At 41.5% G+C, this 21,332-nt stretch carries 16 protein-coding genes and 1 pseudogene; 13 read left to right on the forward strand and 4 right to left on the reverse strand.

The window, feature by feature from the left end; all coding sequences use genetic code 11:
* The first annotated feature begins 440 nt into the window (after nt 1-440).
* Both QR40_RS04235 and QR40_RS04240 read left to right on the forward strand, forming a co-directional pair.
* Nucleotides 441-1,514 carry a Gfo/Idh/MocA family protein gene (locus tag QR40_RS04235; RefSeq protein WP_027295889.1) on the forward strand — a complete coding sequence of 358 codons (1,074 nt, stop codon included), beginning with the start codon at nt 441-443 and terminating at the stop codon, nt 1,512-1,514.
* 12 nt (nt 1,515-1,526) lie between these two features.
* Entirely contained in the window at nt 1,527-1,850 is a 324-nt protein-coding gene (locus QR40_RS04240; RefSeq protein ID WP_160295771.1) for a helix-turn-helix domain-containing protein, read from the forward strand.
* A gap of 19 nt (nt 1,851-1,869) precedes the next feature.
* Here the strand turns inward: QR40_RS04240 and QR40_RS04245 are convergent, their stop codons facing one another.
* Nucleotides 1,870-2,679 carry a glycoside hydrolase family 43 protein gene (locus QR40_RS04245; protein ID WP_160295772.1) on the reverse strand — a complete coding sequence of 270 codons (810 nt, stop codon included), beginning with the start codon at nt 2,677-2,679 and terminating at the stop codon, nt 1,870-1,872.
* Nucleotides 2,680-2,868: 189 nt separating this feature from the next.
* Between QR40_RS04245 and QR40_RS04250 the strand changes: the two genes are divergently transcribed.
* The 10 genes and pseudogenes from QR40_RS04250 to QR40_RS29495 all read left to right on the forward strand — a co-directional run bounded on the left by QR40_RS04250 (nt 2,869) and on the right by QR40_RS29495 (nt 15,699).
* Nucleotides 2,869-4,215, forward strand: coding sequence for a glycoside hydrolase family 140 protein (locus tag QR40_RS04250; protein WP_044293595.1), 1,347 nt, complete (start codon nt 2,869-2,871; stop codon nt 4,213-4,215).
* 89 nt (nt 4,216-4,304) lie between these two features.
* Nucleotides 4,305-5,228 carry a YitT family protein gene (locus QR40_RS04255; RefSeq protein WP_044289637.1) on the forward strand — a complete coding sequence of 308 codons (924 nt, stop codon included), beginning with the start codon at nt 4,305-4,307 and terminating at the stop codon, nt 5,226-5,228.
* 163 nt (nt 5,229-5,391) lie between these two features.
* Complete coding sequence (locus tag QR40_RS04260) at nt 5,392-7,119, forward strand: cache domain-containing sensor histidine kinase (RefSeq protein WP_044293596.1); 1,728 nt, start codon at nt 5,392-5,394, stop codon at nt 7,117-7,119.
* The gene (locus QR40_RS04265) at nt 7,100-8,614 is read left to right on the forward strand and encodes a response regulator transcription factor (RefSeq protein WP_044293597.1); all 1,515 of its coding nucleotides are present in this window, start codon (nt 7,100-7,102) and stop codon (nt 8,612-8,614) included. Before QR40_RS04260 ends, QR40_RS04265 begins: the two co-directional genes overlap by 20 nt.
* Nucleotides 8,615-8,782: 168 nt before the next feature.
* The gene (locus QR40_RS04270; protein ID WP_044293598.1) at nt 8,783-10,153 is read left to right on the forward strand and encodes an ABC transporter substrate-binding protein; all 1,371 of its coding nucleotides are present in this window, start codon (nt 8,783-8,785) and stop codon (nt 10,151-10,153) included.
* 27 nt (nt 10,154-10,180) lie between these two features.
* A pseudogene (locus tag QR40_RS33005) lies at nt 10,181-10,333 on the forward strand (DUF6783 domain-containing protein); the annotation flags it as partial.
* Nucleotides 10,334-10,444: 111 nt separating this feature from the next.
* Nucleotides 10,445-11,353, forward strand: coding sequence for a carbohydrate ABC transporter permease (locus QR40_RS04275; protein ID WP_044293600.1), 909 nt, complete (start codon nt 10,445-10,447; stop codon nt 11,351-11,353).
* A gap of 10 nt (nt 11,354-11,363) precedes the next feature.
* Nucleotides 11,364-12,215 carry a carbohydrate ABC transporter permease gene (locus tag QR40_RS04280; protein ID WP_052430698.1) on the forward strand — a complete coding sequence of 284 codons (852 nt, stop codon included), beginning with the start codon at nt 11,364-11,366 and terminating at the stop codon, nt 12,213-12,215.
* A gap of 20 nt (nt 12,216-12,235) precedes the next feature.
* Complete coding sequence (locus tag QR40_RS04285) at nt 12,236-15,229, forward strand: glycosyl hydrolase (protein ID WP_044293601.1); 2,994 nt, start codon at nt 12,236-12,238, stop codon at nt 15,227-15,229.
* An 89-nt stretch (nt 15,230-15,318) separates the two neighbouring features.
* Nucleotides 15,319-15,699, forward strand: coding sequence for a hypothetical protein (locus QR40_RS29495; protein WP_052377965.1), 381 nt, complete (start codon nt 15,319-15,321; stop codon nt 15,697-15,699).
* 156 nt (nt 15,700-15,855) lie between these two features.
* Here QR40_RS29495 and QR40_RS04295 read toward each other — a convergent pair whose 3' ends face one another.
* The 3 genes from QR40_RS04295 to QR40_RS04305 all read right to left on the reverse strand — a co-directional run bounded on the left by QR40_RS04295 (nt 15,856) and on the right by QR40_RS04305 (nt 19,582).
* Complete coding sequence (locus QR40_RS04295; protein ID WP_044293603.1) at nt 15,856-16,965, reverse strand: DUF362 domain-containing protein; 1,110 nt, start codon at nt 16,963-16,965, stop codon at nt 15,856-15,858.
* Nucleotides 16,966-17,122: 157 nt separating this feature from the next.
* On the reverse strand, nt 17,123-18,547 hold the full coding sequence (gene uxaC, locus QR40_RS04300; RefSeq protein WP_044293604.1) for a glucuronate isomerase: 1,425 nt from the start codon (nt 18,545-18,547) through the stop codon (nt 17,123-17,125).
* 27 nt (nt 18,548-18,574) lie between these two features.
* The gene (locus QR40_RS04305) at nt 18,575-19,582 is read right to left on the reverse strand and encodes a LacI family DNA-binding transcriptional regulator (RefSeq protein WP_044293605.1); all 1,008 of its coding nucleotides are present in this window, start codon (nt 19,580-19,582) and stop codon (nt 18,575-18,577) included.
* 228 nt (nt 19,583-19,810) lie between these two features.
* On the opposite strand from QR40_RS04305, the gene QR40_RS04310 reads away from it, so the two are divergent.
* Entirely contained in the window at nt 19,811-21,292 is a 1,482-nt protein-coding gene (locus QR40_RS04310; RefSeq protein ID WP_044293606.1) for a UxaA family hydrolase, read from the forward strand.
* Nucleotides 21,293-21,332 lie beyond the last annotated feature (40 nt).

The following is a 21,332-nucleotide window of genomic DNA, read 5'->3' on the forward strand; positions in this document are numbered from 1 at the left end:
AGCTGTTGCTGTTATTTCCATCTAACCATTTGCAAATATAGTAGCAAATAATACCTGCTATCACGGATATTAAAAAGCTTAATATGTATTGCATAGGAGCACCTCCTTCCTGCTGGAAAGAGTCAACAGCATATATATTATAACTTATAAAATATAATATGTATAGTAGTATTTAAGGGATTTAAAAATAGTGATTATAAAGCAACTTAATATATGAAGAATTATTCGACTAGTTCAAATATGGAACTATAATATTGGGATACAGTCATTCTATTGCAAATCCTATTAGATATAAGACTTATATTTTAATAGAGAAAGCAAAAATCAAAAATTCATTTTGTACATAAATCCAAAGATAGTGCAAGAATTTTCAAACATGTTACAAGCAATTATCCCCATGTTTTGTTATGCTAAGAAAAAGCAAACAGGAGGGTTGGAACATGGATCATATATTTACAATGGGTGTCTTAGGATTAGGCGAAGGCAGAAGTGTCATATCCGCAGTATTAAACAGCAAGATGTGGGAACTGGGAAATATCTGTGATTTAAATGAAGAGTTGTGCAAAGAGCGTTGTCAGGAGTTTGGAATTGATAAATACACCACCAGTTATGAAGAGATGCTAAAAGATCCGAAGATTGATGTTATCGGAATCTATACGCCGGACCAGCTGCATGCAAGACATATTAAAATGGCTCTGTTAGCCGGAAAGCATGTTATCTGTACCAAACCTTTGATGATTAATCTGGATGAAGCAAAAGAATTGATCCGGGTACAAAAAGAGACGAACAAGGCTGTATTTGTGGGACAGAGTTCCCGGTATTTTGAGCCGGCTCTGCGGCAGAGAAGGGACTATGAAGCCGGAAAACACGGAGAAGTGGAGACAATTGAAACCCACTACATCAGCGATTCCAGATGGTTTCTGGAACGTGCCTGGAGCCATCAGCAGGGATTTTCCTGGATGTATAATTTTATGATACATGCAGTAGATCTTGCGGTGTGGTATCTGCCGGAAATCGAAGAGGTGTATGGTTTGGGTGTAGTCAGTGAGAATACCAGATCCTATGGTCTTGATGTGCCCGATACGTTAAAGTTTATCTTAAAAAACAAAGACGGCAGATTTGCCAGTGTAACCGGAGCCTATGCTGCACCAACGCTTGGAAGCGCCGTAGAGCAATCCATCAGCTGCACCATCCGCGGCTCCAAAGGAATCAGCCGGGCAGGCTATCCGAAGCTGAAATATTACACTAATTTCGAGCCGGTTCAAAAAACAGCTAAATTGCAGGAATTCGCAGATAAGCATGGATATTATTTCCGGTTTGAAAATGAAAGCCACCATGCAGGTGAATATCAGAATTACATGGAACATTTTGCATCAGATATGAACAGGGGCATAACACCCAAGCCGGATTTACAGGAAGGAATACATACGCTGGCGGTTATGGCTGCTATGGAGCAGGCTATGAAGACAGGAAATGTGGTCAAAGTATCCGATATAATGGAGTGTATCCGATAGATGAATGCTGCAATGATAAAAAAGGTAGAGGCATATGTAATGGAACATCTTTCCGAAGATTTTAAAAGAGATGATGTCGCAGCCGCTCTTTATTTCAATCCTACCTATCTTTCACATATATTTAAAAGGGAAAACGGAATATCCCTGAACCAATATATTAATATGCTGCGACTAAAAGAAGCCAAAAGGCTGTTCGATAATACCAACCTTCCGGTAGGAGCAGTGGCAGTGGAGACAGGGTACTACAACTTCTCCTACTTTTCCAGGCAATTTAAAGAAACTTACCGGGTAACGCCCAGCATGTATAAAAATAACAGACAAAAAGCCTGCCCTTAAAAAGGATAGGCTTTGCATTTTACATTTTGTATTCACGAATGCATACGTGTTTACAATTTTCGGGGAATTCCATCTGGTCTGAAATATCAGTCCAGTTCTCAAAGTCGCTGCTTCTGATCCCCCGGTAACATTGGTCACCAAAGGAATCGTAGAACATATAAAAATCAGAATTATGCTGAACCAGGATCGGACCTTCGCTTCGCCAGGGTGTCAGCAGGGCAGATATATTGTAATAAGGTCCGTTTGCTTTGGTAGAAATAGCAGTACGTATGGCGCAGTAGGGAGAGTCGGGACTGTTATGTCCCCGTTCGTCTTTAAAAGCCATATAATAGATTCCGTTTTTGAAAGTAACCGTAGCATCAATGACCTGATGTCCGGGATCAAAAAATTTGCGCGGTTTGCTAAAGCTTTTAAAATCAACTGTGCGGCAGCTGAAAATTCGATTCGAGATACGTTTGTCTGTGTTCCTGGAATAAAAACTGGATGACCAGATCAGTACGTATTCGTTGGTTTCATGGTCCATAAATATTTCAGGAGCCCAGCAGTTGGCAACGTCGCTGTTATCTCCCATGACAGGAATAAAGCTTTCCATTTCAAAGCTGAGCAGATCCCGTGATACGGCATGGCCGATGGTCGTGCTGTTCCAGTTATCTGTGAAAAGTACATGGAAAAGTCCCTGATTATCCGTAAACCAATAAGGGTCACGGATAATTTTACCCTGGTCATTCAGATCCAGGACAGGTGCCCCGTTATTTAAATCTTTCCAGTGAAACATATCTTCGCTGGAAGCTAAATAGAGGGATTGTGTCTCGTCTTTTGAGTAACTCATAATATACATGGCAGCCTCCTATGCCGCAAAGCCGGGTGTGAATTGCGGCTAATTCAGGTAGTGTTTTCTAATTAGTATAATAGAAACCGTGACGGAATACTAACAAAATTATTAGAACTTTACAAAGTTGTCTGATATACTATTAATAATTATAATGTGCGATAAAAATGAAGAAGCAGGAGAAAAGCTATGATTGATAAAAAGAAACCCTGGGATAAGGGTACCTTATGCGTAAGCAGCAACGGAAGATATCTGGCAAATGGCGAATCACCTTTTTTTTGGCTTGGAGATACAGCCTGGCTGATGTTCAGCCACTTAACGGAGGAGGAAGCCTGGGGATATCTGAGAAACCGTAAAGAAAAGGGATATAACGTAATCCAGACCACTTTGATTCATGAGTGGCCGCAGAAGAACATTGATGGAAGTAATGCCCTTGTAAATGAAGATTTCGCAGTCTGCGATCTGGAGGGGAATTTCTGGAAAAGAACAGAAGCAATGGTTGATATGGCGGAGGAACTTGGCCTGTATATGGCATTGCTTCCTGCATGGGGAGGAAATGTGGCAAGAGGCTATCTGAACCTGGAAAATGCTGATGCCTACCTGGACTTTTTAATTGAGAGATTTGGCAGCAGACCCAATATTATCTGGCTGGTAGGAGGAGATGTGAAAGGGGAAGCAGCGCCGGAAGTATTCTGCAGAATTGGTTCAAGACTGAAACAGGGGTGTAAGGGACAGCTTGTAGGGTTTCATCCCTTTGGAAGGACTTCATCCTCCATTTGGTTTCACAAAGAAGAATGGCTGGATTTTAATATGTTCCAGTCGGGGCACCGCAGATATGACCAGCTTGTGATGCAGTCCTGGGATGATAATGGTAAGAACCCGGATAATTACGGGGAAGACAATTGGAAATATGTAAAACGTGACCATAGCCTGATTCCAATAAAACCGACCATTGACGGAGAGCCGTCTTATGAACAGGTACTGCAGGGGTTACATGATAAAACCCAGGGATACTGGCAGTCCTGGGATGTCCGCAGATACGCTTACTGGTCTGTATTAGAAGGTGCATTTGGGCACACTTACGGGGATAACAGCATTATGCAGTTCTATACAAAAAAAGACGGAGAAGGGGCATTCGGGGTGAAACAGGAATGGAAAGAAGCAATACATAACGCAGGATCTTCCCAGATGAAGCATTTGAAAAATCTGATGGAACAGGTGGATTATCAAAATGGTGTTCCCGCGAGTCATCTTCTGGTATCCGGTCAGGGAGAAAAGTACGAGAGAGTCAGTGTATTTGCCGGAAAAGATTTTATAATCTGCTATTCTTATCTGGGGAAACCTTTTACGCTGGATTTATCTGCCTATCCTAATAATTTAGATACCTACTGGATGGATCCGGAAACTGGGGTATACAGTTTTGCAGGACAATTGATGAATCAAAAGCAAATGGAATTTCATCCTCCTTTTAAAGGAGAGGGTCATGGAGACTGGGTTTTGGTGTTGACAGATCCGGAATCCTATGATATTGTGTAATAGACAAGAGCCATTGCGAATTATATTATTATATTTCGCAATGGCTTTTTTTCGTTGTAAATTATATTAAATTTAGGAGGGTTTCTGAAATGAGAGAGAAAATTTTCACAAAATCAACTTTTAAAACTATAGGGATCGAACTTTTGGGAAGTCTTTTAATCGCTATAGGCATCTACAATTTTGCATTACACGCGAACTTTCCAATGACCGGATTTTCCGGTATATCCATTATATTATACCGTCTGTTTGATCTGCCGGTTGGAGCAACTACGATAGTACTGAATATTCCGGTTGCATTGATCTGCTACCGTTTACTGGGAAAAGGATTTTTCTTCCGGTCACTGCGTTGTATGGTCATTTCTTCACTGATGATCGATTTTATTGGTCCTTTACTGCCTGTATATCAGGGAAGCAGGCTTTTGGCAGCTATCTGCACCGGAGTTTTCGGTGGTTTTGGATATGCAATTATTTATATGGCAAACTCTTCTACGGGAGGTGCGGACTTCATTATCATGGCGGTGAAAGCTTTGAAGCCCTATCTGCCTCTTGGAAGAATTGCATTTTTAACTGATGTGGGAATTATATTGGCAGGCGGTATTATTTTCAAAGATGTAGATGGAATTATCTATGGTATGATCATTAACTTCATCTTTGCCCTGGCTGTAGACAAAGTAATGTACGGAATCAATGCCGGAAAGCTGGCAATCGTCGTTACCGACCATGGAAAAGAGGTTACAGAGGTGATAGAAGAGTGCTGCGGCAGAGGTTCTACTATTATGAATGCAATGGGAGGCTACAAGCAGGATGAGCGCCAGGTCGTCTTATGTGCCTGCAATAATAAAGAAATGTATTTTGTTCAGAAGGCCGTAAAAGCCGCAGATCCGAAATCGTTTTTAATCGTAATGGAATCTAATGAAGTTCATGGCGAAGGGTTTACTACCAGGCAGATAGGAGAAGCTATGGACCGGGTGAACAGACTGGATTTCCCGCAAAATGCAATGCAAAAAGCATAGAGTACACAATCCCCATTCGCAAAGCGTTCTTTACTCAGCTCACCCGATTAAACAAGTCGGGTAGCTTTAGAAATTTCACCGAAGACAGTCATATATTCTCTTGTAATTATTGAAGATTCAAGTTATATTGAAAGAAATAATGCTGTCAAAAGGGGGGTTCTGAATGGGGAGGTTTCGTAACTTATCTATAAGAAACCGGATTACAATCAGCTTTCTATGTCTGGTTATTATTCCGTTTCTATTGCTTTTTATCATTTTTTATAGAACTATTTCCAACTATGCTTATAAAATGTCCATTGAAAATCAGACAAATAATTTATATTCCATGCAGGAGCAGTTGGATGACATCTGCTCCGGGTATCAAAACCTGTCGATGTCGGTTTACTACAATGGGTATGAAAATGAAGATAATGTATTTGCCAGGGAAAGGGTACATAAAGTGCTGGATAATCTGATTAATACAAACAGTGGTCTTCTGACTGCCATATGGGAAGGGCCGGATCAAACGTATGTGACAGGTAAAAAATTTATCGAACAGGAAGCAGTCTGTGAAAAATATCATGAAAAAGTATCTGCGGGAAATGGGAGGTTTGTCTGGCTGCCCATGGAAAATGTGCACCCCTATTCCGGACGTGGACGGGAAATACTAATAGCAGGAAGAGTACTTTATAACGAAGACAAAGAAGAAGCAGGAGTCCTTTGGTTCTATATGAGTGGAGCTTTGATGAAAAATATATTTAAAAGGACGGATTTTCTAAGTGGGTCCCGAAATTTTCTTATGCTGACAGATGGAACACTCGTCTGGTCGCCGGAAGAAGATCCGAAAATGGTAGGAGAAATAGCGCAGATTTATAAGAAAAGTATCAAAAAGAACAATCATACCACTGAGAAAATAGCAGGTGAAAAAAGTTTGCTGGTGTTCCGAACATCCTATGATACAAAATACGTAGTTTTAAGTGTTATGCCTCAAAGTACGATTCTACAGGAATTTCAGGGCATTGCCAGTGTGTTCTGGGGTTCATTGTGCGTGATACTGCTGTTTATGGTATTAATTTTCAGGATACTGAAAAAACAGATTTTTCTTCCGGTAAATAATCTTACCTATGGAGTGGACCAGTTTGCCAGAGGTGATTTGAATATTCAATTGGACAGTCATGAAACAGGTGAGATGAAAAAGCTGACAGACCATTTTAATACCATGGTTCAGGAAGTGAAACACCTCATGGAGGATGTAAAAGAAGAGGAAAAAGAAAAAAATGAGTTCAAAATGCAGGCGCTGATGATGCAGATGAGTCCTCATTTTATCTATAATTCACTGAACACAATTAAATGGATTGCGGTGATTAACAAGCAGGAAAATATAAGACAGATGATAGAATCATTGATTCAGATCTTTATGAATATGTCAAAAAGGACAGATGAAAATAATACGATCAGGGATGAAATGGAGCTTCTGCAAAATTATGCCAACATACAAAAAGCCCGATTCTTAAATTTCGACTTGATGATCCGGGCGGATGAAGATACCATGGATCTGCAGATAAAAAGATTTCTATTACAGCCAATCGTAGAAAATGCAATTATTCATGGATTGAATCAATCAGAAAAAATTGGAATGATTTGCATCAGGGTTTATCAGGATAAGTATCTGCATGTGGAAATTACAGATAATGGAGTGGGATTTGAGGTAGGGCAATTAAAGGAAAAAAGAGATCCGGATACCAGGCACACGAGAATCGGACTGGAAAATGTACAGCAGATGCTTAAACTAGAGTATGGAGAACCTTTTGGTATGACGATCGAGAGTGTGATTGGAAAAGGAACCAAGGTCAGCTATCTGCTGCCGGTTGAGAAGCAGGGGGGATTCAGAAATGAAAGTAATGATTGTTGATGATGAGGTACTGGTTCGTTTAGGAATAAAGACTTATCTGGAAGGATACGAGGATATTGAGGTAAAAGGTACTTTTGCAACGGCGAAGGAAGCTTTGGCATATATGGAACGGGATGAAGTGGATATCGTTCTGACTGATATTGAGATGGCACAGATGAGTGGACTGGAATATATCAAAGCGCTAAAGGCATGTAATTATAACTGCGGCATTGTTATTATTAGCTGCCATGAAAACTTTGAATATGTACGGGATGCCATGGATCTGGGCGCGGATAAATACATGCTCAAGCAGGAGGTATGTGAGGATATTCTGGTCAATGAGCTTCGGGAAATCTATAAAAAGAAACAGAGTGAGACCGGCAGTGAAGCTCCGTCAGTGTCTTTGTCCCAAAAGGAAAAACCTGGGATATGGCCGGATAGAGAACCTTCTTGCGAGGAGGTAATGTATCAGATTGCGGCATTGAAGCTTTGGGAAGAATATGATGATTCCGGCAGGGAGAAAACGCAGAATCTGGATGCGGACATGCTGTTTCAGGTCCTGGACGATGCGGTAGCTCAGACGAAATGTGCCACTCTTTTGCGGGATCGTCAGGGCAGGATGTTTCTAATCTTCCAATTTATGAAGGATATGGAGGATAGCAACCGGCTGGAAAGGGTATCCGGTGTCTATTACAGGTTGGAGCAGAATACCAGGCTATATGTGAACCGGTCCTTAGCTATGGGAATCAGCGGGCTGTTTGATGACCAAAGACAGATGAAGGAAAATTATGAGACAGCGCTTAAAAACCTTGAATACCGTTTCTATGATAAACGGGAAATATTTGCAGATATTCCGTCAGAGAAGTGCTATCTGGATCTGCAGCTGGATATAGAAAGTCTGATAAGTGAGGATGGGATGAGAAGGTTCATTGAACAACTGGAAGACTATCTGGTACAGTGCAGGATACGTAAAGTATTGCCGGAGAGTATAAAGGAAACAATACTGAAAAGCTTCCATGTTTTGTTAAGTGATGTGATAAAATTTTATCATTTGGAAGGGGAAAAAGAGGCATTCATGGAATATGATCTAAGCTATCAGGAATTATATGACGTATACAGCATGAAGGTTCTTAAGAATATTACCATAGATCATATAGGCAGATTTATAACAGCAATTTTAAAAAAATTGGATCAATCAGATGATTTTCCTAAAGTTTTAAGATATATCGATGAACATTTTAAAGAGCAGCTGACACTGGCTGAGGTGTCAGGGCGGTTTTATATGAGTGTTAACTATTTCTGCCAGATGTTTAAAAAGTATACAGGCACTACCTTTATAAACTATATCAATGAGAAACGAATAGGAGAAGTTAAAGATTATCTTCATAGCGGGTCCTATTCTCTGGAGGCAATTTCGGAGCTTACCGGGTTTTATAATGTGAATTATATGATCCGTTTGTTCAAGAAAATTACGGGTATTACGATCCGTGAATACAGAAATGGTTTAAAAAAGTGAATCCTGTGTGAGATTGTGAATTTTTTTGTACGAAAATAAACAACTGTGTTAAAAGAGGGATAAGACAATGAACTTTTTGAAAAAGAATGTTCATTGTCTTATTTTGTATAAAAATTTATAATAGAATTATCAAAAGTTCCGGAGCACAAAAAAATGGAGGGATAGAAAATGAAGTACAGAAAAATTTTATGCGGACTGCTCAGTGCAGCGCTGATTGGAACCATGCTTGGTGGTTGTGGTAAGGGTGAAACAGAAAAAGTACAGGAGACTGCTAAGGAGACTTTGGCAGCAGAAACAGTGGAACAGGGACAGACAGAGAAAGGAACAGAAACAGAGGCGAATACGGAAACAGGACAAAGTGCAGATACAGAGAAAAGTGCAGGAGCTGATATTTCAGGGAAGCTTATTATCTGGGAACACAGTACGGATTTTGAAAATGCCTTAGACCAGTTGATTGAGGGCTTTAATGAGAAGTATCCGGATGTTGAGGTAGAATATGAGGTGAAACCCAGCGATCAGTATTACAGCCTGCTGGCTACGTCAATTCAGGCAGGTGAGGCACCGGATATTTTCTGGACAAATGGAACAGCTACGGCCCAGATGGCAGAATATGTGTCCCAGGGAGCAATTATGGATATTACAGATGCTGTTGACATGGGTGATCTGGAGGAATCGTCTTATGGCCTGGCAACCATAGGCGGTAAGCGTTATTCCGTACCGTGGATGACATTTGATACCAGAACCTGTTATTACAATAAGGATATCTTCAAGGAACTTGGCTTAGAGGTACCGAAAACATTCAGCGAATATGAAAAATTGCTGGCTGCCTTGGATGAGGGCGGTAAAATCCCAATTTCCTTATCCGGTATGACAAGTTGGCCGCTTCTGTTTTTTGTAGAGCCAATGGGATCTGCTTTAGAACCGGAATACACCAGAGGATTAGCTGATTACAGTTCAAAAGCAAATGATGAACGGTTCGGGAATATTCTGAATAAAATGCTTGAATGGGCAGACAAGGGCTATTTTGGAGACGGATGGCTGGGAGTAGATGATGATGGTTCCAGTCTGGCATTTACTACGGGAGAAGCAGCAATGTTTGTGGGAGGCTCCTGGAGTACCACGTCTTTTCAGGAAAATAATCCGGATTTAAATCTGGGAGCATTCCAGATTCCAAGTGAAGAAGGCACCTCAGGTATGGTAGGAACCTTTGCTAATGGATTCTCTGCATACAGCGGCACAGAAAATAAAGAGGCCGCAATGGCATTCTTAAACTACTGTGCTACTCTGGAAGCGCAGACCAATTGGGTACAAACCCTGGGAAGTGTTTCCGGAAGCCCTAAAATTGAATCTTCTAATGAAGTGGCTAAAGAAATTTCTGATTGTGATGAAACGTTTACCAGTTGGCAGTCAAATTTGTCAAAATATAATAAAGAGGGTGCATCTGCTACCAGTGTATGGGAGGAAGATTCCGTAAAAGTAGCATCGAAAGCTATGACGGTTCAGGAATTGTTGGATAATCTTGGAGAAGTCATGCAGTAATATCACTTAAAAAGCGCCCCGCATTGCGGCATATTTGTCCCCGATTCAGGTTACGTAGCCCGCTGCGTGCCCTTCCTTCGGGACAAATCTCCCACAAACTGTGACGCGCAGCGGTCAGAAAGCAATTTGCAACACGCTCTCGAGGATGTCCAAGAATCATTCTTTGGGCATCCTTTTTAGGAGGAACGGTGAAAGAAAATTTAAAAACGGAAAGGCAGCCACACTGTGATTCTTTCACCTGTTTTTGTGGCAGTATTGCAGGTAAGCCTGTAATATGCAATGGGTATAAATATGAAGAATAAAATTAGGAAAAAAAGACCGTATATTGGATTCATAGCCCCGGGATTTATTATGTATACGGTATTCATCATTGTACCAATATTTTTTGCTATGTTTATCAGCTTACATGAATGGTCAGGGCTAGGGGAAATGAAGTTTACCGGACTGGAAAACTTTCGGGTACTTCTTACGGACTCCCGGATTTCACCTACTTTCTTTCACGCTCTGAAAAATAATATCAAATATATGGTTGTAGTTCTGGTTATTATAACACCCATCCAGTTTGGACTTGCATATCTTTTATACATTAAAATCAAAGGCCATAAATACTATCGTTTCATGCTGTTTCTTCCCTATGTAATCAGTACAACCATAGTCAGTTTCTTTGCTACTATACTATTTGATCCTAATATCGGCTTTATGAATAAAATGCTGACTTCTGTGGGGCTTGAAAAAAGCAGTTGGTTTGGCAACCCCAAACTTGCGTTTACCTTGATGGTAATTGTAATTATGTGGCAGGGGATCGGTACCGGTATGATGATATTCTATGCGAACATGCAGGATATTCCGGACTCTGTTATTGAGGCAAGCATGATTGATGGATGTAATGACTGGCAGCGTCTGTATAAAATTGTAATACCACTGTCCATTCCGTCCTGTGCTACGAATATCATAATGAGTACAATCTGGGCACTGGGTATTTTTGACCTTCCATATATCCTGGGAGGTGCTACCGGAGGAGTAAATAATTCCCTGGATTTTGTAAATATGGTATTTTACCGTTACACCTTCGGCAGTGCATTAAATGGTCAGTCGAATATGGGATTTGGATCAGCAATCAGTGTGGTCATGTTCTTCATCATTTTCACAGTATCCATGATTCAGAATAGGCTGCTGTCTAAAGTAGAATACGAGTATTAGGAGGTGGAAAATGAATAAAGAAAAGAAAATTATCCGGTCAGCAGGAGAAAAAACGGTCAGAGGCATCTTTTCCGTAATGCTCTTTATTGTAACATTAAGCACAATTTTAGTTATTGGAATTACAGTATTAAATTCTTTTAAGACAAAAGGGGAACTGATTAAAAATACTTTTGGTATACCTGCGGAATTTACGTTGGATAGCTTCAAAAGGGTATTGACGCAGGATCATTTTTTGAGATATTTCATGAATAGTATCATATTAACCGTGGGTGGAATTTCCCTATTAATTTTTCTGGCTTCTATGACCGCATACGGTCTTTCACGTTATAAATTTAAAATGAAAGGTGCAGTACAGACCTATTTTATGCTTGGCCTGATGTTTCCTATACAACTGGGGCTTCTTCCACTGTTTATTATTTTGCGAAGTCTTGGTCTCTTAAATAATCTGTTGGGATTAATATTGCTGTACGGTGCAGGAATGTCCTTTCCCGTGTTTGTCTTTTCCAAATTTTTCAGCACCATACCAGAGGCATTAGAGGAGTCAGCCAGACTGGACGGAGCAGGAGAATTTACAATCTATTGGAGAATTATACTGCCGATTTGTAAACCAGTGCTGGCAACCATTGCACTAATTAACTCGGTTACGATTTGGAACGATTTTTATATGCCGCTGGTATTTTTGGGTAAGGCAAATGTGAGAACGCTTACCCTGGGTGTTTATAAATATATGGAGAGTTTTCTGAAAAACTGGAATTATGCATTTGCTGCCGTTGTAATTACCCTTGTTCCTGTAGTGGTGCTTTACTTCCTGTTCTCAAATCAGATTGTGGCAGGGCTCACCGGCGGAGCAGTTAAGGAATAAGACACACAAGGAGGAAAAAAATGGAACGACAACAATTACCGGAACTGGATTTAAACGCTTATGCTCCCTTAAGCTTCTGGGCATGGAATGAGGAAATGGATGATGAAAGCATCTGCCAGAGAATCCAGGAGTTTTATGATCAGGGTTTAAAAGGATTTTTTATGCATTCCCGAGCGGGTCTTATTACACCATATCTATCTGACGAATGGTTCCATGCCTGCCGTACAGCAGCTGAAAAAGCAAAGCAGCTACAGATGGAAGCCTGGATTTATGATGAGGATGGTTGGCCCAGCGGATTTGCCGGGGGACTTGTCAATGGATGCGGCGTCGAATACCAGGCAAAGTATTTAGCAGCAACAAGAAATAGAGAAGAGGTTGTGAAAAGTCATTTCCTTGCATCCTTCCGTAAAACAAAAGAGGGTTATGAACCGGCAGAAGAATCGGAAAGTGAGTTGTTCTTCTGTTATATGACAGAACCGGACTATGTAGATCTACTGTCTGAGAAAGTGACAAAAAAGTTCATAGAGGTAACACATGAACGATATAAAAAGGAACTGGGAGAGTATTTTGGAACGGTTGTTCCCGGATTCTTTACAGACGAGCCACAGTATAGTTTTCAGGGACTGCCTTACAGTGAGGAGCTGGAAGCATATTTCCAGAAGCGCAATGGGTATTCCTTCTTAAGGAATATGTATCTTTTTGAAGAGAATACAGATTTTACGGACCAATACAGAAAAGATTACTGGGATACCGTACAGGAGATGATGCAGCAGAATTTTGCAGGTCAGATCTATGACTGGTGTGAAAAAAATGGAGTTATATTTACCGGGCATTTTCCAGGGGAAGACAGCCTTATACATCAGATGAGCAGTACAGCAGGGGTCATGCCGAAATATAAATACATGCAGATGCCTGGGATTGACCATTTAGGGAGGCGGATTACGCCTGTTCTTCTGACAAAACAGGTAACCAGTGCAGCAAAGCAGTATGGCAGAAAAAAAGTACTTTCAGAAACTTTTGGCTGTGCAGGATGGAATATTAGCTTTGAGCAGATGTGTCATATCTGGGGCTGGCAGGCAGCGGCAGGAATTAATGTTCCGGTTCTGCATATTGGTCCTCATTCTATCAAAGGAATCCGAAAAAGGGATTATCCTGCATTTTACTCTTACCAGGAACCATGGTGGGAGGAATTTTATCACGTGGCAAAGTGGATGGAGGGGATTGGTGCCTATATGGGAAAGGGGATATGGGCAGAAGATTTGGTGGTACTCACACCGCTGAAAACCATGTATTTATATCACGGGAAACAAAACGCCATTGAGGAAGAATATGCAGCCTCTTATCGAAAACTTTTGGAGAATCTGCTTGATATACAGGTGGGATTTGACCTGGGAGATGAGGAGGTAATCCATGACTGTGGAAGTGTAGAAGGTGACAGATTTTTAATCGGAAATTGTGCATATCGATATGTGATTGTTCCAAAGGCAGAAATCTTAGAGGAATATACCTGGAAACTTCTTCAGAAATTTCATGAAAACGGTGGGACTGTCTTATTTACCAGCCAGGTTCCGGGATTACAGGGGGAAGGCAGTTGGATACATGAGTGCTATGTCATTCAGAACAGCAGAAATTTTTGGCAGAAATGTTTTGCAGCCCTTCATTATAAGCGTAAGATAGCCGTATTGGAGAAGAATGGTTTCTATCTTGCCCATGGTCTCCATGTGGCTGTAAAACGGGATGTTTCTGATTATGTATATGTGTGGAACCGATATGTTGACAGCTGCAGGGAACTGACCGTACAGGTTGCAGGTCAGTGCAGCGCATTTACAGTGAATCTGGAAACGGGAGAGAAAACGCAGCTTGCTGTTGTCCGGGGAGAAGATGAGACGCTGGTATCACTGAAGCTTTGCGGGTATCAATCAGTATTGATGGAATTACAGGATGGAATAGGCAGCTGTCAGGAATATCAGGAAATATCTATGAACCGGCTGGATGGTACCTGGGAACCTGACAGAGAGAATACCCTGACACTGGACTATGCGTCCTTTTCCTTGGATGGACAGCATTATTCCGAAGAGATGCAGGTGGTACAAATGCATCCGCTGCTGTATCAGCATATTAACAGAGAAAACGCCCGGGAGATCTATATCAAATATCGTTTTTTCGATGGAAGAAGCAACAAGTCACCACTTATAGCAGCTTTAGAGGATGATGATTGTACCGGTATCTGGTGTAATGAAGCATCCATTACAAGCTGTCGGGGCGGCTGGTATCTGGACCGTAAAATCCACGAATATGAACTGGGCGAATATGTGACAGAGGGCTGGAATACCATTACTCTGAGATATCATTTGCCCGGGAATAATATAAAGGATGTAGAAGGGCTGTTTGAGACAGAGGTAAATCGTTTTTATTATCCCGTGGAACCGGAGGCGATATATATAAAAGGAGATTTTTCAGTAGATATCCAGGGACGGTACTGGCGACAAGCAACACATTGGACCGCAGACCCGGAAAGATTTATACTGTCAGACTACCGAAAATTAAATGGAAGCGCAGATGTGACCCCCCAGGGTCTGTGGTTTTACAGGGGAAATCTTAAGTTCAGAACAACCGTTAAAAAGAAAGCAGGTATGCATCAGTGGATTTGTCTGAACAGGGTAGACGCTGCAGCAGTAAAAGTCAGCTGCAATGGCAAAGACAAACTGCTATATATGGAACCCTATGAGACAGATCTTACAGAGATGCTTGTGGATGGAGAGAATCAGGTAGAGGTACTGCTTCTTGGAACGAACCGGAATCTGCTTGGACCCCATCATCACATGAAGGGTGAAAATAATTATGTTGGACCAAATACCTTTAAAGGAATTTATGGATATGAGGATAAGATTGTAAATCCCGATATCACCCAGGAGACTACCTGGACACAGAGGTATTCATTTGTACCATTTGGATGTGGCGGTGTCAGTGAATCAGACAGAATCCAGATGAATCCTGATACCACACCAACTTAAAAAGTAAACAGGGGATTGCAATCAGCGGAAGTATGAGCTATTCTAAGTACATAACGGATAAGTTCTTTGAAAAAGGAGTGGTTTGAACTATGAAGTGTATGTACTGCAATAAAAAAATTCCCGAAGGGATAGAAAATGCTGTTATTGAAAAAATAGATGGGCTAACCTGTACTTTTTGTGGTGAAAAGTGTAAAGAGGATTGCGAAAATTTTCTAAGCTTTGCGAAGAAGTATGAAAAACTGTTTCTGGTATTGATATTTGTACCTATGATCCTTTGTACTTTTGCATCGTTTATTCTGGGGGAATGGGTCGTCTGCCTGATGATTGTAATTCTGGGGGCAGCCATAACCCTGTTTCCCTTCTGTACGCCTCAGACGATACAGCTGACAGGCGTAAAGAAGAGTATTCTTATAGGCAGGATTCTGGGCATTGTGCTGATTGGAATGGGAATCATATGGTGGATTAGATAATAAATTATGTAATTAAATAAAAGCGCTGTTTTCCCGAGGGAACAGCGCTTTGACAGACTGGAACAGGGTGTCATATTTCTAATTTATCTTGCTGCTTAAATCCTGATATCTGCCGTTGGTGCAATGGGGGGTACTTATCATACCCTGTGCCTGCTTTTATTTTAATTCAATTAATTCATATTCTTTATTCCCAAGCCCAATCTTAACGGCATGCTCAATACCAACTTTCCAGTCAGTATCCGGGCTAACGGCATGAAAGTGGTCATGAGAGTGGTCTGTGCTCTTATCCAAAAGGCTTCCGGGAATTACAGGCTGTTTATTTACTGCATCTGCGCAGGCAACATCCAGTGCAACCGGATCAAAAGAAGCGAACATGCCCACGTCCGGAACGATTGGTATGTCATTTTCGCCGTGACAGTCACAATACGGTGAAACATCCATGACAAGACTGATGTGGAACTGCGGTCTTTTGCTTACCACTGCTTTACTGTATTCTGCGATTTTACAGTTTAAAATATCGTTGGATTCATCTGAGGCTGCTTTAACGGCATCCTGGGGACAGACGCCGATACATCTGCCGCATCCTACACATTTATCATGGTTAATGGAAGCCTTTTTATCTGTGACAACGGCTGCATCGTGAGCACAGATCTTGCTGCACATGCCGCATCCGATACATTCATCTGTTCTAATAAATGGTTTGCCGGCACTGTGCATTTCCATTTTACCGGCACGGGATCCGCATCCCATCCCTATATTTTTCAAAGTTCCGCCGAAGCCGGTAGCTTCATGGCCTTTAAAATGTGTCAGTGTGATGAAAATATCCGCATCCATAATAGCATGCCCGATTTTTGCTTCCTTCACATATTCGCCGCCCTCTACAGGAACCAGGGTCTCGTCTGTTCCCTTTAATCCGTCACCGATTAAGATATGGCATCCGGTGGAAAAAGGAGAAAATCCGTTTTCATAAGCGCTCTGGATATGGTCCAGGGCATTTTTGCGTCCCCCCACATAAAGGGTATTGCAGTCTGTGAGAAACGGTTTACCACCCAGTTCCTTAATCACATCCACTACGGTCTTTGCGTAGTTTGGACGTAGATAAGCCAGATTCCCCGGCTCGCCGAAATGAATTTTAATTGCCGCATATTTTTTGTTAAAATCAATATCGCCAATGCCTGCCTTTTTAATCAGACGTGCAAGTTTTTGCTGTAGATTGTCATTGTTTCTGGTATGTAAGTTTGTAAAATATACCTTGGATTTTCCCATAGATTACCTCCTGATAACGTTATTGCTTCCAGATGCGCACCAGAATTATGATTTGCCAGGCGGGCACAGAAGCTGTGTTAAATAAATTATAATACTTAAAGCATACTTTAAGTCAAATGATTTTGTTCGCCGCCCGGGAAAATTTCTGTGAATTAAGTTATGATTCCTGTGTATTTTCTAAATCAAATCCAAAATACCGCACTGCATTATTATATGAAATCCCCTTAACGATTTCTCCTAATGCCTGATAATCTTCCGGATATTCTCCATTTTCTACCCAGCCTCCAATCAGATCACACAGGATGCGGCGGAAATATTCATGACGGGTGTAGGATAAAAAGCTGCGGGAATCCGTAAGCATCCCAATAAAGTTGCTTAACAATCCAAGATTTGCAAGGGAAATCATCTGGTCGGTCATGCCCTGTTTGTGATCATTGAACCACCATGCACTGCCATGCTGCATTTTCCCAATAGCACAAGAGTCCTGAAAGCATCCCAGGATAGCGTCAATATAGGCATTATCATTTGGATTCAGGGAGTACAGGATCGTTTTTGGAAGCTGGTCTGTGCAGATGAGGGCATTAAGGTAATCCGCAGCCAAAGCAGAAGGAGCATAGTTGTTAATGCAGTCATATCCGGTATCCGGTCCAAGCTTGCGAAAGCTTAAAGAGTTGTTATCTCTTTTGCATCCAAAATGCAATTGCATAGCCCACCCAAGGCGATGATATTCCCGTCCTGCAAAAAGCATAAATGCCGTTTTAAACTTTAATTCTTCCTCTCTTGTAACGGTATTTCCGGTAAGTCTCTTTTTCAGGATGGCTTCTATCTCGGATTCATCAGCCGGGCTGTAGTAAACAAATTCCAAAGCGTGGTCAGATACCAGACAGCCATTATTATGGAAGAAATCCATCCGGTTTCTGAGCGCTTCCTTCAGGGAAGCAAAATCTTTAATTTGTGTGCCGCTTGCTGTTGCAAGTTTAGCAAGATATTCTGTAAAGTCTGCTTTTTCTATGTTCATAGCCTTATCCGGGCGCCATGCCGGAAGGACTGCAACATCAAAACTGCTGTCTTCTTTGATCATCTTATGCCATTCCAGCGTATCAATGGGATCATCCGTTGTACAGATCAGAGTTACATTCGACATTTTAATAATATTACGGACGGACATAGAAGGATCCTGTAATTTCTGATTGCAGAGATTCCAGACTTCTTCTGCCGTATCCCGGTTTAAGATGCCGGTATATCCAAAATAGCGCTGAAGTTCCAGATGACTCCAGTGGTAAAGGGGATTGCCAATTGCTTTTTCCAACGTTTCCGCCCACTTCTGGAATTTTTCCCGGGGAGATGCGTCGCCTGTTATGTAGTATTCATCAATTCCATTGGAACGCATTTGGCGCCACTTATAATGATCTCCGCCCAGCCATACTTCTGTTATGTTGGAAAATTGTTTATCTTCTGCTATTTCCCTGGGGTTAATGTGGCAATGATAATCCAGCACAGGACAAGTATCTGCATATTCATGAAAAAGCCTGCTGGCAGTGGGTGTTGAAAGTAAAAATTCTTTGTCCATAAATTGTTTCATAGTTAAAATCCTCCTTAAGGGTTTGAATTAAAAGTGATCATCTGTGGATTGCCGCAAAATGATTTCAGCGGTAATGACCGTTTTAGCAGGTACTTTCTTGCTATCTAAAACGCTCATTAAAACAGAGACCGCATGATTGCAAGAAAACTCCAGTTTATTGTCAATCGTAGTCAGTTCCGGATCACAGCAGATTCCAATTTTTGAATTGTTATATCCAATGATAGACAGATCCCGGGGAATGGAAAGTCCTGCAGCTTTAGCAAATTTCAGCACGCCGATAGCAAGTTCATCATCGGAGGTGATTACGGCGTTAAATGGAAAACAGTTTGCATAATGAGTGAGCAGCCGTTCTTTGATATCCTGTATGGAACCGTTAAAGCAGATCATTTGTGAATTTTCCACCTGTATGTTTCTTTTGCTATGTGCGCTTAGAAAACCCGCCAGCTTTCGACGTCCACTGTAAGATTGGGACCGATAGAGAAAGAGCAGCTTATTCCTTCCGCTGACCAGGAACCTCTCTGTGGCACCCGCAACTGCTGCGGTATCGTCACAGAGGGAACTGTAAATTCCGGGAGCATCTAAATGTCCGTTTAGCAGAATAAGCGGGACTTTTCTGGCAGCAAAGCGGAGATATTCATTGTTTTTATCTGCCTGTTCTACAAAAGTAGAGCCTGCTAAAATAATGGCATCTACCCGCTTGGAAAGCAATATCTCAAGATATTTCTTTTTCTGGTCCAGGTCATATCCGGTGCAGCACAGCAGTGCATCATAGCCGAAACGCCGAAGTTCCTGTTCCAGATAATAAACGGCACTTGCAAGATAGGCATCAGAAGAATCTGCACAGAGAATACCAATAGTTTTCATGGTATTGAGACCCAGCCCCCTTGCAAAGGCATTTGGACTGTAACTTTCCTCTTCCATTACTCTTAAGACTTTTTGACGGGTATTTGCACTGACTTTCTCGTTTCCATTTAACACGCGGGATACGGTAGCAATGGATACACCGGCTTTTTTTGAAATATCATAGATGTTCATCTGGGCTACCTCGATTTCCTGAAAATAATGTAAATGCTTACAAAATGGAATTAAAGTCATTATAATAGTTTAATACTATAAAATCAAGATATATTTTAAAAAATAAAAAATGTTGTTGACACAAAAGTTTATTTGATGTAAGTTAAATGTAAGTACTTACATAATTAAGACATGGAATTAGGATGAAGAATAAGAAAAGTCAGAAACAGTGAAGGAAAGGAAGGTATTATGCAGGATTATATCAGAATTCATCAGAGTGACACGGTAGCTGTTGCATTAAAACCCCTCAAGAAAGGGATGGCTTGCATCATAGATGGGGTAGAAGTGATTCTAAATGAGGATATCATGCAAGGTCATAAATTTGCACTGAAACAGATGAGCAAAGGCAGCAGGGTGATAAAGTATGGAAGTCCAATTGGTATAGCAAAGGATGCAATTGAAGCGGGCGCCTGGGTACATACTCATAACATTCAGACCGGGCTGGGTGAACTGCTGGAATATACCTATGAAAAAGTACCAACAGATATGCCGGTCGGAACAGGTGCCAGTTTTGAGGGGTATAGGCGGAAAAATGGAAAAGTTGGAATCAGAAATGAAATCTGGATTATCCCAACGGTAGGCTGTGTAAATAATGTGGCGAATGCAATTGAACAAAAAGCCCAGAAATATGTACAGGGAACCATTGATGCGGTTGCTGCTTTTCCACACCCTTACGGCTGTTCCCAAATGGGAGAAGATCAGGAAAACACCAGAAAAATTCTGGCTGATCTGGTTAATCATCCAAATGCAGGAGGGGTCCTGGTTCTTGGACTTGGATGCGAAAATTCCAATATTGATGAACTGAAGAAATATATTGGAGATTTTGATAAGGACAGAGTAAGGTTTCTGGTGGCTCAGGATTGTGAAGATGAAATCCAGGAGTCGCTGTCATTAATAGAAGAAATAGCAGAATATGCCGGACGTGACAGCAGAGAAAAAATAGATGCCGGGGAACTGGTCATAGGTATGAAATGCGGTGGTTCGGATGGCTTGTCCGGAATTACAGCAAATCCGGTAGTTGGGGCTTTTTCCGATATGCTGATTGCAAAAGGAGGAACCACGATCTTAACAGAGGTGCCGGAGATGTTCGGTGCGGAAACACTTCTGATGAACCGCTGTAAGAATCAGCAGTTATTTCATCAGACAGTAGATCTGATCAATGACTTTAAGAATTATTTCACCAGCCACAATCAGACAATTTATGAAAATCCTTCTCCGGGAAATAAAAAAGGAGGAATTTCCACTTTAGAAGATAAATCCCTGGGCTGTACACAAAAGAGTGGAAAAGCAGCGGTTACGGGAGTTCTGGCATATGGTGAGACAGTGGAAGAAAAAGGGCTGAACCTGCTCAGTGCTCCGGGAAATGATCTGGTAGCGTCTACGGCACTGGCGGCAGGCGGCGCGCACATTGTTCTGTTTACTACCGGTAGAGGCACCCCGTTTGCATCGCCGGTACCGACGGTAAAAATATCAAGCAACACAGATCTGAGTACCAGAAAGGACAACTGGATCGACTTTAACTGCGGCAAATTGGCAGAAGGGAAGACATTGGATGAAATGGCTGAAGAATTATTCTGCTATGTATTGGATGTAGCTTCCGGAAAACAGGTAAAGGCGGAAAAAGCAGGATTTCACGATATGGCAATATTTAAACAGGGTGTTACCCTGTAATGATAAGCAGGATGAACCGGCAGTACAGATACAACGTAAG

Source organism: Robinsoniella peoriensis (assembly GCF_000797495.1).
GTDB classification, from domain to species: Bacteria; Bacillota; Clostridia; order Lachnospirales; family Lachnospiraceae; genus Robinsoniella; species Robinsoniella peoriensis.

What these genes read in the sequence shown, in the direction of transcription:
- QR40_RS04260 (WP_044293596.1), top strand. Translation starts at nt 5,392, where the DNA reads ATGGGGAGGTTTCGTAACTTATCTATAAGAAACCGGATTACAATCAGC.
- QR40_RS04295 (WP_044293603.1), bottom strand. Translation starts at nt 16,965, where the DNA reads ATGGGAAAATCCAAGGTATATTTTACAAACTTACATACCAGAAACAAT.
- QR40_RS29495 (WP_052377965.1), top strand. Translation starts at nt 15,319, where the DNA reads ATGAAGTGTATGTACTGCAATAAAAAAATTCCCGAAGGGATAGAAAAT.
- QR40_RS04280 (WP_052430698.1), top strand. Translation starts at nt 11,364, where the DNA reads ATGAATAAAGAAAAGAAAATTATCCGGTCAGCAGGAGAAAAAACGGTC.
- QR40_RS04240 (WP_160295771.1), top strand. Translation starts at nt 1,527, where the DNA reads ATGATAAAAAAGGTAGAGGCATATGTAATGGAACATCTTTCCGAAGAT.
- QR40_RS04310 (WP_044293606.1), top strand. Translation starts at nt 19,811, where the DNA reads ATGCAGGATTATATCAGAATTCATCAGAGTGACACGGTAGCTGTTGCA.
- QR40_RS04250 (WP_044293595.1), top strand. Translation starts at nt 2,869, where the DNA reads ATGATTGATAAAAAGAAACCCTGGGATAAGGGTACCTTATGCGTAAGC.
- QR40_RS04265 (WP_044293597.1), top strand. Translation starts at nt 7,100, where the DNA reads ATGAAAGTAATGATTGTTGATGATGAGGTACTGGTTCGTTTAGGAATA.
- QR40_RS04255 (WP_044289637.1), top strand. Translation starts at nt 4,305, where the DNA reads ATGAGAGAGAAAATTTTCACAAAATCAACTTTTAAAACTATAGGGATC.
- QR40_RS04235 (WP_027295889.1), top strand. Translation starts at nt 441, where the DNA reads ATGGATCATATATTTACAATGGGTGTCTTAGGATTAGGCGAAGGCAGA.
- QR40_RS04285 (WP_044293601.1), top strand. Translation starts at nt 12,236, where the DNA reads ATGGAACGACAACAATTACCGGAACTGGATTTAAACGCTTATGCTCCC.
- QR40_RS04270 (WP_044293598.1), top strand. Translation starts at nt 8,783, where the DNA reads ATGAAGTACAGAAAAATTTTATGCGGACTGCTCAGTGCAGCGCTGATT.
- QR40_RS04275 (WP_044293600.1), top strand. Translation starts at nt 10,445, where the DNA reads ATGAAGAATAAAATTAGGAAAAAAAGACCGTATATTGGATTCATAGCC.
- QR40_RS04245 (WP_160295772.1), bottom strand. Translation starts at nt 2,679, where the DNA reads ATGAGTTACTCAAAAGACGAGACACAATCCCTCTATTTAGCTTCCAGC.
- QR40_RS04305 (WP_044293605.1), bottom strand. Translation starts at nt 19,582, where the DNA reads ATGAACATCTATGATATTTCAAAAAAAGCCGGTGTATCCATTGCTACC.
- uxaC (WP_044293604.1), bottom strand. Translation starts at nt 18,547, where the DNA reads ATGAAACAATTTATGGACAAAGAATTTTTACTTTCAACACCCACTGCC.